General features: G+C 67.6%; 13 protein-coding genes. 6 read left to right on the top strand and 7 right to left on the bottom strand.

Going from position 1 to position 12,468, the window contains the following annotated elements; translation table 11 throughout:
• Positions 1–46: 46 nt before the first annotated feature.
• A complete protein-coding gene (locus ACGHX3_RS08830; RefSeq protein WP_394697137.1) occupies positions 47–1,465 on the bottom strand; it encodes a cryptochrome/photolyase family protein in 1,419 nt (472 codons plus the stop codon).
• 30 nt (positions 1,466–1,495) lie between these two features.
• Positions 1,496–2,686: an alanine racemase gene (gene alr, locus ACGHX3_RS08825; RefSeq protein ID WP_394697136.1), complete on the bottom strand. Its 1,191-nt coding sequence runs from the start codon at positions 2,684–2,686 to the stop codon at positions 1,496–1,498.
• Positions 2,687–2,924: 238 nt separating this feature from the next.
• Here alr and ACGHX3_RS08820 point away from each other — a divergent pair, with 238 nt between their 5' ends.
• Genes ACGHX3_RS08820 through ACGHX3_RS08795 form a run of 6 tightly spaced genes read left to right on the top strand, consistent with a single transcriptional unit; the run spans position 2,925 to position 9,037 of the window.
• On the top strand, positions 2,925–3,941 hold the full coding sequence (locus tag ACGHX3_RS08820) for a beta-ketoacyl-ACP synthase 3 (protein WP_394697135.1): 1,017 nt from the start codon (positions 2,925–2,927) through the stop codon (positions 3,939–3,941).
• Between the two features lies 1 nt (position 3,942).
• Entirely contained in the window at positions 3,943–4,935 is a 993-nt protein-coding gene (locus ACGHX3_RS08815; RefSeq protein WP_394697134.1) for an NAD-dependent epimerase/dehydratase family protein, read from the top strand.
• Positions 4,922–5,761 (top strand): MBL fold metallo-hydrolase, encoded by an 840-nt coding sequence (locus ACGHX3_RS08810; protein ID WP_394697133.1) that lies wholly within the window; start codon positions 4,922–4,924, stop codon positions 5,759–5,761. The genes ACGHX3_RS08815 and ACGHX3_RS08810 overlap by 14 nt, the downstream gene beginning before the upstream one ends.
• Positions 5,758–6,921 carry an ATP-grasp domain-containing protein gene (locus ACGHX3_RS08805; protein WP_394697132.1) on the top strand — a complete coding sequence of 388 codons (1,164 nt, stop codon included), beginning with the start codon at positions 5,758–5,760 and terminating at the stop codon, positions 6,919–6,921. The genes ACGHX3_RS08810 and ACGHX3_RS08805 overlap by 4 nt, the downstream gene beginning before the upstream one ends.
• Positions 6,918–8,027 carry a GNAT family N-acetyltransferase gene (locus ACGHX3_RS08800; protein ID WP_394697131.1) on the top strand — a complete coding sequence of 370 codons (1,110 nt, stop codon included), beginning with the start codon at positions 6,918–6,920 and terminating at the stop codon, positions 8,025–8,027. The genes ACGHX3_RS08805 and ACGHX3_RS08800 overlap by 4 nt, the downstream gene beginning before the upstream one ends.
• The gene (locus tag ACGHX3_RS08795; RefSeq protein WP_394697130.1) at positions 8,024–9,037 is read left to right on the top strand and encodes a Rieske 2Fe-2S domain-containing protein; all 1,014 of its coding nucleotides are present in this window, start codon (positions 8,024–8,026) and stop codon (positions 9,035–9,037) included. Before ACGHX3_RS08800 ends, ACGHX3_RS08795 begins: the two co-directional genes overlap by 4 nt.
• 2 nt (positions 9,038–9,039) lie before the next feature.
• Here ACGHX3_RS08795 and ACGHX3_RS08790 read toward each other — a convergent pair whose 3' ends face one another.
• From ACGHX3_RS08790 to ACGHX3_RS08770, 5 genes are all read right to left on the bottom strand, one after another.
• Entirely contained in the window at positions 9,040–10,440 is a 1,401-nt protein-coding gene (locus ACGHX3_RS08790) for a replicative DNA helicase (protein ID WP_162337404.1), read from the bottom strand.
• A 205-nt stretch (positions 10,441–10,645) separates the two neighbouring features.
• A complete protein-coding gene (gene rplI / locus ACGHX3_RS08785) occupies positions 10,646–11,095 on the bottom strand; it encodes a 50S ribosomal protein L9 (RefSeq protein WP_055943002.1) in 450 nt (149 codons plus the stop codon).
• A 161-nt stretch (positions 11,096–11,256) separates the two neighbouring features.
• Positions 11,257–11,487: a 30S ribosomal protein S18 gene (rpsR, locus tag ACGHX3_RS08780; RefSeq protein ID WP_055942998.1), complete on the bottom strand. Its 231-nt coding sequence runs from the start codon at positions 11,485–11,487 to the stop codon at positions 11,257–11,259.
• Positions 11,488–11,498: 11 nt separating this feature from the next.
• Positions 11,499–11,924: a 30S ribosomal protein S6 gene (rpsF, locus tag ACGHX3_RS08775; protein ID WP_162337405.1), complete on the bottom strand. Its 426-nt coding sequence runs from the start codon at positions 11,922–11,924 to the stop codon at positions 11,499–11,501.
• 170 nt (positions 11,925–12,094) lie between these two features.
• Positions 12,095–12,430, bottom strand: a complete 336-nt coding sequence (locus ACGHX3_RS08770; RefSeq protein ID WP_394697129.1) for a HesB/IscA family protein — start codon at positions 12,428–12,430, stop codon at positions 12,095–12,097.
• Positions 12,431–12,468: the final 38 nt, after the last annotated feature.

The following is a 12,468-nucleotide window of genomic DNA, read 5'->3' as shown; positions in this document are numbered from 1 at the left end:
TCCCGCGCCGAGTGAAGCACGCGCCGGCGAAAGGCGTCAACGCGGCTCAGTCGCCGGTCTTGCGGTACGCGGCCAGCGCGCCATCGCGGCCGGCGGCCAGGTCGACGATGGGATGGCGTGGATACTCGGGCGCCAGCTTCGCCAGCACGTCGGGCTTCTGCCATGGCGCGAAGCGCAGCGGCACCGGGATGTCGGTCAGCTCCGGCACCCAGCGGGCGATGTACGTGCCTTTGGGGTCGAACTTCTCCGCCTGCGTCACCGGATTGAACACGCGGAAGTAAGGCGCGGCGTCGGCGCCCGTGCCGGCGACCCACTGCCAGCCCAGCGTGTTGTTGGCCAGGTCGGCATCCACCAGCGTGTCCCAGAACCAGCGCGCCCCGTGCGACCAGTGGTAGCGCAGGTGCTTGGTCAGATAGCTGGCGACGATCATGCGCACGCGGTTGTGCATGTAGCCGGTGGTCCACAGTTCACGCAGGCCGGCATCGATGATCGGCACGCCGGTGCGGCCGCGCTGCCATGCCTCCAGGGCGGCCGGATCGACCTTCGCCCAGTCGAAGTGCTCGAAGCGCGGATTGAGGTTCTGCGTGGTGGTCTGCGGGAAGTGGTGCAGCAAGTGGTAGGCGAATTCGCGCCATCCCAGCTCGCGGATGTAGCCATCCATGTCGGCGCTGTTGGCGGCGGTACGGGCGCGCTCGAGTTCCGCGGCAATGCGCCACGGCGCGATCTCGCCGAAATGCAGGTGGGGCGAGACCCGGGACGTACCGACGCGGTCGGGACGGTCGCGGTCGGTGCGGTACCCATTGAGCGCGCCATCGACGAAGACCTCCAGCGCCTCGCGCGCGCCGGCTTCGCCCGGCGTCCAGGCATCCCAGAAGCCGGCATCCCAGCCGAGGTCGGGCAGCAGGTTCCAGTCCTCCAGCCGGTAGCTCCGCAGCGCGGCATCGATGGACGGCAACCGGTCGGGCGCCTCCCACGGCGACGGTGCGCGCCATTGCGCCAGGGCGGAACGCCAGAACGGCGTGAACACCTTGTATGGATTGCCCTGCTGGGTGGCGAGATCCCAGGGCTCGAACAGCAGGCTGCCGTTGAAGCTCTCGACCTGCAGTCCGCGTTCGCGCAGGGCTTTCTTCAGCGCGGCATCGCGCGGCTGGGTGGCGGGCTCGTACTTGCGGTTCCAGACCACCGCTTCAGCGCCGGTCTGCTCGATCAACGCATCCAGTGCGGCGGCGCTTCCTCCCCGGCGCAGCAGCAGGCGCGATCCGCGCGCCTGCAGGTCGGCAGCGAGCGAGGCCAGCGACTTGTGCAGCCAAGCCCTCGATGCCCCACCCGGCACCCACTCGCCCTCCTCTTCCGGCGCGAACACATACACCGGGATGGGCGTGAAGCCGCCATCGAGCGCGGCGCGCAATGCAGGGTTGTCGTCCAGCCGGAGGTCGTGACGGAACCAGACGAGCGCGTTGGGCATGCAGGAAAGCTCTTGGCGGGACCGGACCGCTTACGTGGCGGATATCGGGATGGATGCACCGCCGACATACTCGCGCGGGATGCGTGCATTGAGTCCGGTCAGGATCTCGTACGGGATCGTCCCGGCCGTCGACGCCACCGCCTCGCAGGTGATCGCCTCGCCTCCCTGACGACCGATCAGCACGACCTCGTCCTCGTTGTACGCCGTACCTGCCGGGCCGAGATCGACCATGAACTGGTCCATGCAGACCCGGCCGACGATGGGATGGCGCTCGCCCCGCACCAGTACCTCGCCGCGCGACGACAGCGAGCGCGGATAACCGTCGCCGTAGCCGATGGGCACCGTGATCACCCTGGTGTCTTCGCTCGCGGTCCAGGTGGCGCCGTAGCTGACGGTGCGGCCCGCCTTCACCACCTTGAAGTAGACCACCTTGGACACCAGCGACAGCGCCGGCTTCAACGCCACCGTCGGACGCGAGGCGGGATCGGGCATCACGCCGTACAGCGCGATGCCCGGGCGCACCATGTCCAGGCAGGCGTCGGGGAAGTGCAGCACGCCGCCCGAGTTGGCGAGGTGGCGGACCGGCATCGGCGCCCCGATGCGATCAAAGTGGCTGCAGGCATGCAGGAAGCGCTGCAACTGCTCGCGCGTCATCAGCGACGCCGGATCGTCCGAGCACGCCAGGTGCGAGTAGATGCCCTTCACGCTGCACCAGCGCGACGACACCGCGGCGTCGATGAAGGCGCCCGCGTTCTCGCTGTGCACGCCGATCCGCTCCATGCCGGTATCGACCTTCAGGTGGATCACCGCCTTGCGACCAAGCGATTCGGCCGCCTGCTCGACCTGCCGCAGCTTGGCGATCGACGACACGGTCACTTCAAGATCGCACGCAAGGAACTGGCTGACTTGGGGCGCGTGGATGCCGCCCATGACGAGGACGGGCACGGTGACCCCGGCGCGCCGCAGCGCCAGCCCTTCCTCCACCAGCGCGACACCCAGCTGGCCGATGCCCTGCGCCTGCAGGTGCAGCGCGACCGGCACCAGGCCATGCCCGTAGGCATTCGCCTTGACGATGCCCATCACCGGCGCCCCCGCATGCGCCTGCAGGGCATGGAAGTTGTGGCCGATCGCGTCCAGATCCACGCGGATGCGCGTGGGCCGGTCGTTGGCTTCGGGACGGAACCCGGTGTCGTTGGCGATGTCAGGCGAAGAAGCGCTCATGTCGGGATTGTAGCGGCGCGTAAGCGACTGTCGCCCACGCAGACGACCAGACCGCCGCACAACGCGGACCCGTCACTGCATCCGTTGCGCCGCGGCACGTGCAGGGATCGTCCACTTCGCGAGGTATCGCCATGTGATACCGTCCGGCTCATCGGATGCTTCAGCCGCCAACGCGGCTTGCCAGCGCACTGCCACTGGTTAAGGCTCGGCTTTGCATCGCCCAGAACATCGAGCCCCCATGGATCAGGAAAGGCCTCGCTCCACCCCACTGCGCATCGTGGCGACAGGCGAATATGTACCAGTGCGTCGCGTCGGCTCAGACGCGTTCGACCGGCGCTGGCAAAAACCCGATGGCTGGACCGAACGCCACGTGGGCATCAGGCACAGGCAGCACGCCGGCGACGACGAGTCGTCCTCGATGATGGCCGCCATGGCAGCGCAGGCTGCCCTTGAACGCGCAGGCCTGCGCGCGGACGAGATGGATGCCATCATCAGCGTGGGCGGCGTGATGGAACAGGCGATCCCCTGCACGGCCGTGCTGGTGCAACGACGACTGGGCCTGTCGAGTACCGGCACGCCGGCCTTCGATGTCAATGCCACCTGCCTGGGCTTTCCGGTTGCGCTGGATCTTGTGGCACCGGCGCTGACCAGCGGACGCTACCGGCGCGTCCTGATCGTCGCCGGCGAGGTCGCGTCGGCAGGACTGGACTGGGATGACACCGATACGGCCGGACTCTTCGGCGACGGTGGTGCGGCGGTGATCCTCGAAGCCGGTGCCGGTGACGACGCGTCCTGCCTGCTCGCCACTCACATGGAAACGCACAGCGAAGGGGCCGAGTACTGCCAGGTCCGCGCCTGCGGCACGCGCATGCGCCTAGCCGACGACGTGGACGCCTATGCCCGCGCATCCCGTTTCGAGATGGCGGGCCGCGCCACCTATCGATTGGCAGCACAGAGGCTGCCCGGGTTCATGCATACCCTGTTTGCCCGCGCGGGCGTGGAAGCCCGCGACCTCGCCTGCCTGATTCCACACCAGGCCAGCGTCAAAGCCCTGGACCATCTGCAGCGGGCGCTTGGTCTCCCGCCGCAGGTGCTGGTCCGAATACTGGAGACACACGGCAACCAGATGGCGGCGTCCATCCCGTTGGCGCTGCATCACGCGATCGAACGTGGCGCGCTGCGCCGCGGCGATCTGTTCGCGATGGTCGGCTCGGGCGCGGGACTGTCCTTCGCCGGCGCGGTGCTGCGCTACTGACATGGCGCGCATCCTGGTCACCGGTGCCACCGGCTTCATCGGCAGTCATGCCGTGCGCCGCCTTGCCGACGCGGGCCATGCCATTGTCGCGACGGGTCGTGATCGCGCGCGTCTGGCCAGCATCGACACGCGCGCGCATGCCGTCGTCGCTGATCTCACCCGGGATCCACTCGAACCCCTGCTGCAAGCTTGCGACACCGTCGTGCACTGCGCCGCACTGTCGTCGCCGTGGGGGCGCACCGAGGAGTTCCACGCCGCCAACGTGCTCGCTACCGAGCGCCTGCTCGAGGCCGTGCGCCGGGAGGGTGTATCCCGCTTCATCCATCTCGGCTCACCGAGCATCTATTTCCGCTTCCGCGACCAGTTCGACGTGAGCGAAGACTTCCAGCCACCACAACGCTGGATCACCGACTACTCGCGCAGCAAATGGGAGCCGGAATGCCGGGTACGCGCGGCGTCCGGAAGCGATTTGGAGACGTTGATCCTGCGCCCTCGTGCCGTATTCGGGGAAGGTGACCGCGCGATCCTGCCCCGCCTGCTTGCAGTGGCGGCGGGGGGACGCTTTCCCCTGGTGGGCGGCGGACAGGCACTGATCGACATAACCCACATCGACAATGTGGTCGAACTGATCGCAACCTGCGTCCGCACCGACCTGCCCGGTAATGCACGCGCGTACAACGTCAGCAATGGCGAACCGATCCGCGTCCGCCACTTGCTGGAGACGCTGTTCTCCTCGCTCGGGCAGGAGGTGCGTCTGCTGCCGGTACCACGCGCCGCACTGCTGGCGCTGGCCGCGCTGTCCGAACGCATCGCGCGGCTGCGGCCCGGACAGCCCGAGCCGCGCCTGACCCGCTACGGGATCGGCGTGATCGGCTATTCGCAGACGCTGGACATCTCCCGGGCACAACGCGAGTTGCAATACCAGCCGCAGACGGGCGTTGCCGATGGCATCGCCCGCTACGCACGATGGTGGAAGGCCCATGGCCATCCTTGAGTGGCGGCTTTATGAAGCCGGGTTCTGCACCCATCCCGAACGCGCGACCCGCCGCGACGCGGGCCTGCAGGCTTGCGAGTTCCCAGCGCTGGTGCCCGTACTGCGGCACGCCGAACACAGTTGGATCCTGTTCGATACCGGTTATTCCGAGCACTTCCTGAAAGCCACATCCGCGCTTCCCGAACGTCTCTACCGCGTGGTGACCCCCGTGCACCTGCCTCCGCAGGACACGCTCGCATCCCAACTGCGCCGCGATGGCGTCGCGCCCGAGGACGTCGCATGGGTCCTGCTTTCGCACATGCATGGCGACCATGTCGGCGGACTCGCCGACTTCCCGCAGGCACGCCTGGCCTGCGCACGCGCCGCCTGGGACGACCTGCATGCGCACGGCCGTATCGGCGCATTGCGCCGCGGCCTGCTTCCGTCGCTGCTGCACGGCAGGCAGGAAGCAACGGTCCGCTGGTTCGAAGCACTGCCGCGACGTCGTCTTCCTGCGGCTCTGCACCTGTTCGACGATGGTTACGACCTGTTCGGCGACGGCAGCTTGCTGCTGGTGCCGCTCCCCGGTCACGCGCCGGGTCATTACGGTGCCGTGTTCGACGACGGGAAAGGCCCGGTCTTCCTGGTGGCCGATGCCAGCTGGTCGTCCCAGGCCATCCGCGATAACGTGCCGCCGCCGGCGGCAGTGACGGGCTGGCTGGGCGACACCGCCACCTATCGCGAGACGCTTGCTCGCCTGCACGCCCTGCATCGCGCATCGCCCGAGGTGCGCATCGTGCCCTCGCACTGCCGCGACTGGCGCCCGTCGCGCGAGCCGCGTGCATGACGGGTCGCGCCCTGATCCTCGGTGGACGCGCGCCTGTCGCGCTGGATCACGCGCGTCGCTTCCATCACCGTGGATGGCAGGTACATGTCGCCGACTCTATTCCCTGCCGGCTGACCGGCTGGTCCTCGTCGGTCACGCAGACCCACGCGATCGCGCCACCACGCTACGACCCGCGAGGCTTCGTCGAGGACTTGCGGCGCATCGTCACCGGACAGCGCATCGACCTGCTGCTGCCGACCTGCGAGGAGGCGGTCTACCTCTCGCGACACCGGCCGGCCCTGCCGCGCGAACTGCTGGTAGCGGTGGACGACTTCGCCACCGTGGCCTCCCTGCACAGCAAATGGCAGTTCGCCGGCCTCGCCGCGGCCTGCGGCATGCCGGTACCGGCGACGGCACGACTGCGCACGCTGGACCAGGCCCGTGAATGGGCATCCGGACGCGGCATGGTCCTGAAGCCCGAATACTCGCGGTTTGGCGTGCATTTGCGTCTGTATCCGGAGGGCATTCCCGCCGCTGCTCCCGAACTGCCCGCGCTGGGGGACTGGGTGGTGCAGGAATTCCTGACCGGGCAGGAACTGTGCTCGTATGCGATCGCGTACCGCGGACGCCTGCTGGCGCACGCGGTCTATCGCCCGGCGTACCGGCTGAGGCACAGTTCGAGCTACTACTTCGAGCCGGTGGAACGTCCCGCGATCCGCGAAGCGGTGGACGCGCTGGTCCGCCACACACGTTACAGCGGCCAGCTGTCGTTCGACTGGATAGAGGGCACCGACGGCATCGCGCGAGTGCTGGAGTGCAATCCTCGCGCCACCAGCGGCCTGCACCTGTTCTCCCCCGATGCGGACCTGCCAGCGGCCCTCGTTGGCGAAGGCCCTTTGCGCGAGCCAATCAATGCGCGCCCCAGGATGATCGCGGCACTGATGTCCAGCGCCGGCCTGGCGAGCGCGGCGGCGAAGGGAAGCCTTCCACAATGGCAACGCGACTGGAAGCGTGCCGATGACGTGGTCTCCGTGCCCGGCGACCGGTTGCCGCTGGGCGGTGCGCTCGCCGATCTCGGTGCGTACGCCGCGCTCGCCCTGCGACAGCAGTGCAACCTGCGCGAAGCCGCCACCCGCGACATCGAGTGGGACGGCGAACCGATGCCGGTGGTGGACGCTTGAACGCGTTGGCCGCCCATGCGGACTTCGCGACGCAGGCGAGCGCGTTCGCCGCCCTTCATGCGGGCCGCCGTACCGATGCGATGGTGTCCAACCTGCATGTCCGGGTCGAGACCCTGCACACGGGCGCCGGCGCCCTGCCCGTTAGCGTGCACGATGGTCGTCAGGGCGACGCCTGGGTCTGCTCGCCGCGCACCACCTACGCCGACTGCGCCGGCGAGGAGAGCGCCCGCTACCTGCCAGCACCGCTGCGCGACGGCGCGCACTGGCTGCTGTCGGCGCTGGGAGACGGCCTCGCCTTGAGCGGCCTGGACAACGCCGTGGCGGTCAACAACTGGCTGCTGTCGACCAACCTCTACCCGCCACTGGACGCAGTCGATCCTGCCTCCATGATCGAAGAAGCCGTGGCGCGGTGGCCCCGGCATACGCTGTGGTTCCGTTCTTTGAACGAACATCACAACGGCGACTGGCTCGACGCATTGCGCGGAGCCGGTTGCCTACCTGTGGCGAGCCGGCAGGTCTATCTATACGACGACATCGCTCCGCTGGCGACCCGCCGCCGCGATCTCAAGCGCGACCTGTCCCTGCTGCTCCGCACACCGTTGCGCCACTGCAGGGATGACGAGGTTACGGAGCACGACTACACACGCATCGCCGAACTGTATGCATTGCTCTACATCGGCAAGTACTCGCGCCACAATCCGCTTTACGGTGAAGACTTCCTGCGCGCATGGCATAGCGCCGGCCTGCTTTCCTTCGAGGGATTCCGCGATGACGACGGGCGGCTGGTCTGCGTGATCGGCCTGTTCCGCCAGGGACGCACCGTGACCGCCCCGATCGTCGGCTACGACACGGCGATGCCGCAGCCGATGGGCCTGTACCGGCTGGCGACGGCCTGCGCCTACCGGGCCTGCATCGAGAACGGCTGGCGCCTGAACTTCAGTGCGGGCGCGGCGGACTTCAAGCGTCTGCGTGGAGGTACGCCTTCGATCGAGTACAGCGCCGTCTACGCGCGACATCTGCCACGCGGCACGCGCCTCGCCGTGGCGGCACTGTCGGCGATCACCTGCCGGATCGGCGTACCGCTACTACGCAGGTATCGCCTGTGAATCCTTGGCATCCCGCACTGTATGACCACTGGTACGCGGTGGCGCGCACGAGCCGGATCGGACGTGCACCGGTCGCGATCTCGCTACTCGATCGCCACATCGCCCTGGCGCGCACCGAGGCGGGCAACTGGCTTGCGCTGGAAGACCGTTGTCCGCACCGGCATGCGCCGCTTTCCGCCGGCTGCGTGCAGGGTGATCATCTTATCTGCCCGTACCACGGCTGGTCCTTCGGCGCCGACGGGGGCCTGACGCGCGTGCCTGGTCTGGCGCAGGACACGTCGCCCCCCAACGTGCGCGTGCGCCACTTCGCCGTGCAGGAACTGGACGGTTTCGTCTGGTTGCGCCCTGGCGACGGCGGCGCGTCCGCACCGAGCGCACTGATGCGGGAAACCGATGGCGCCACACGTCGCTTCCAGTGGCAGACCCGCTGGTCCGCCCATGTGGTGGACGCGATGGAGAACTTCCTCGACCCCCTGCACACCCACTTCGTCCACGCCGGCCTGGTGCGGCGCGACGGCGCACGGATGCCGATGGACGCGCGCTTTCGTGGCACCACGGAAGGCTTCACCGTCGACTACAGTGGCAGGCCGTCGCAGTCCGGCCTGCTCTACCGACTGTTCGAATCCGAACGGACGGTTGAGCGCGCGCATTTCGCCGCTCCCGGTACCGCCCGCCTGGAGTACGGGTACGCCAACGGCAGCCGCGTACTGATCGACCTGCACTTCACGCCGGTCGCAGCCGATGCCACCGATGTGTTCGTGGCCCTGCACGTCGAAGGTCGCTGGGCGCCGGCATGGGCCGTGCGCCTGCTGGCCTGGCCCTTCCTGAAGCGGGTCAATGCGCAGGACGCCGCGATGTTGGCCGTGCAGGCGGACAACCGCCGGCGCTTCCCCGGCCGGCGTGGCGCCTCTACCGAGTTGGACATCGTGCGCGATGCGCTCGAAGCCTTCTGGATACGCGGCGAGACGCCCGCGCCATCCGCCGAACGCCTCGTTAGGATGATGCTCTAGCGTTACTCGAACGCGCCGATGTTGTCGTGGCTCAGGTTGTCGAAGCGGGTGTACTCGCCGAAGAACCGCAGCTTGCACGAGCCGGTTGGGCCGGAACGCTGCTTGCCGATGATGATCTCGGCCAGGCCTTTGTCCGGCGAGGTTTCCTTGTTGTAGTAATCGTCGCGGTAGATGAAGACGATCATGTCGGCGTCCTGCTCGATGGCGCCCGATTCGCGCAGGTCGGCCATCACCGGGCGCTTGTCGGTGCGCGTTTCCAGCGAGCGGTTGAGCTGCGACAGCGCGATGACGGGGACGTTGAGCTCCTTCGCCAGGCCCTTCAGCGAGCGCGAGATCTCCGAGATCTCGGTGGCGCGGTTCTCGCTGTTGCCGGGTACCGACATCAGCTGCAGGTAGTCGATGACGATCAGGCCCAGGTCGTGCTCGCGCTTCAACCGGCGCGCCTTGGAGCGCAGCACGTCGGGCGACAGGCCGGGCGTATCGTCGATGAAGACCTTGGCCTGGTCCTTGAGGATGCGGATGGCGCTGGTCACGCGGCTCCAGTCCTCGTCTTCCAGCGCGCCGGTGCGCAGGCGGGTGGCGTTGATGCGACCGACCGACGAGATCAGGCGCATCGCCAGCTGGCCGGCGGACATTTCCATCGAGAAGACCGCGACGGCCTTCTTCGATTTGATCGCCGCGTACTCGGCGATGTTCAGCGCGAACGTGGTCTTACCCATCGCCGGACGCGCCGCCAGGATCACCAGGTCGGTCGGCTGCAGGCCCGCGGTCATCTGGTCGAACTCGGTGTAGCCCGTCGGCAGGCCGGTCACCGTGCCGCCGCTCTCCGAGCGCACGCGCAGGACCTCGAAGGCGTCCTTCAGCGCGTCGTTCATCGCCACGAAGTCGGTACGTCCGCGCGCGCCCTGCTCGGCGATGGCGAACACCTTCTGCTCGGCCACGGCCAGCATCTCGTCGCTTTCCTTGCCATCCGGCTGGAACGCGTCGTTGACGATCTCGGTGCCCACCTCGATCAGCTGGCGCATCACCGCCTTGTCGCGGACGATCTCGGCATAGGCGGTGATGTTGGCGGCCGACGGCGTGGTGCTGGCCAATTCGACGAGGTAGGCGCCGCCGGCGATCAGCTCCATCTGGCCCTGCGATTCGAACCACTCGCCCAGCGTCACCGCATCGAACGGACGATTGCGCTCGGCCAGCTCGCCGATGGCGCGGTAGATCAGCTGGTGGTCGCGCCGGTAGAAATCGTTCGGCGTCAGCTTGTCGTTGATGCGGTCGTAGGCCTCCGGCGCCAGCATCAGTCCGCCCAGCACCGCCTGTTCCGCCTCGATGGAACTCGGCGGTACGCGCAGCTGTTCGATGCGCGCGTCATGGGGATCGGAACGGAAGCTCGTGCGTGCTGACATGTGCGGGGCAAACTCCTGCGGCGCATGCGTGGCGAACGCCAGCACGGCCGGACATGGTAGGCAGTCCATGCCCAGGGGTGTTGCAGATAAGTGTGTGGATAACCGGTGGGAATCTCACCGCGTGAGACACCGTTCGGCCCCTGAAAACAGGACGGGCGCCTTGCGGCGCCCGTCTGTCGGCATCACGGATGATGCGCGGGGTGGATCAGGCTTCGGCCTGCACCACGACCTTGACGGTCGTCTGCACGTCCGCGTGCAGCTTCACGACGATGTCGTACTCGCCGATGTTGCGCAGCGCGCCTTCGCCCATGATGACCTCGCTCTTCTCGAGCGGCAGGCCGGCGGCGGTGAAGGCGTCAGCGATGTCGCGCGGGCCGACCGAGCCGAACAGCTTGCCTTCGGTCGCGGCATTGGCCGTGATCGTGACGCTGGCGCCTTCCAGCTTGGCGGCGCGGGCTTCGGCGTCGTCATGAACGGCCTTGGCCTTCGCTTCGTACTCGGCGCGCTTGGCTTCGAACTCGGCGACGTTGGCGGCGGTGGCCGGCACGGCCTTGCCCTGCGGCACCAGGAAGTTGCGGCCGTAGCCCGGCTTCACGTTGACCTTGTCGCCCAGGACGCCCAGGTTGGTCACTTTCTGCAGAAGAATCAGTTCCATCGTGTATCTCCAATTCGTTAGCGGCCGCCGTGCGACCGCAACTGGTTGCTGTCCGAATGGACGGGATTTTGAAGCCAGGAGTGAGCGGAGACGAGTGAGAAGTGAGGGAAAGCCACTCACTTCTCACTTCTTGCGGCGCGAGCCGCCACTCACTTCTCCGCTCAGACGTCGTGGTTGTCCGTGTACGGGATCAGCGCCAGGAAACGGGCGCGCTTGACCGCGGTGGACAGCTGACGCTGGTAACGGGACTTGGTGCCGGTGACGCGGCTCGGCACGATCTTGCCGTTCTCGGTCAGGTACTGGCGCAGGGTGTTGAGATCCTTGTAGTCGATCTCTTTCACGCCTTCGGCGGTGAACTTGCAGAACTTGCGGCGACGGAAGAACTTGGACATGGGGGTGCTCCTCAGGCGGCTTCGGCGGTGTCGGAATCGGTCGAGGCGGCTTCGTTGCCGGCCTCGTCGTCGTCACGGCGGCGACGCTCGCCACGCTCGGGCTTGTCGCCCTTCTCGTCTTTGTTCTTCATGATCAGGGACTGCTCGGTATCCGGGCCATCGCGCTTGATGACCAGGTTGCGCAGCACCGCATCGTTGAATCGGAAGCTCTCGACCAGCTCGTTCAGCACGGCCTGGTCGGCCTCGATGTTGAGCAGGACGTAGTGGGCCTTCACCAGGTTCTGGATCGGGTAGGCCAGCTGACGGCGGCCCCAGTCTTCCAGGCGGTGGATGGTGCCGTTGCCGCCTTCGATCAGCGCCTTGTAGCGCTCGATCATGGCCGGCACCTGCTCGCTCTGGTCCGGGTGGACCAGGAATACGACTTCATAGTGACGCATCGTTTTTACCTTTCGGATGTGGGTCCGGCCACGAAAAAGGCCGGACTGGACAGCCCCCCGATGACCGGATCGGACACGGTGGGGCGAGGAACCGGGGGCCTGACGGGCCTCCGGGAGCAGGAAAGTATGACAGGTCAACCACTTAGGGGCAACCTGCCCCTGCGGACGCGTCAGGCGGCGTCGGCCGTGGTGAAGCTCTCGCCGCAGCCGCATTCGGCCGCGGCGTTTGGGTTGCGGAAGATGAAGGTCTCGGAGAGCCCCTGCTTGGCGAAGTCGATCTCGGTGCCATCGACCAGCGGCAGGCTGGTGGCGTCGACGTAGATCTTCACGCCGGCGAACTCGAACACCGTGTCGCCCTCGCGTTCGTCGCGGGCCAGGTCGGCCACGTGGCCCCAGCCGGAGCAGCCGGTGCGGGTGACGCCGAAGCGGAGGCCCAGCGCGGCCGGGGTCTGCTCGACGAAGCGCTGCACGCGCTCGAGTGCGACCGGGGTCAAGGTGATGGCCATGCGTGTCTCCTGTGCGACGCGGACGATTATAGCCGCCG

This window comes from Pseudoxanthomonas japonensis, from assembly GCF_043632995.1.
Lineage (GTDB): Bacteria > Pseudomonadota > Gammaproteobacteria > Xanthomonadales > Xanthomonadaceae > Pseudoxanthomonas_A > Pseudoxanthomonas_A japonensis.
This window is presented reverse-complemented; position numbering and strand designations above follow the sequence as displayed.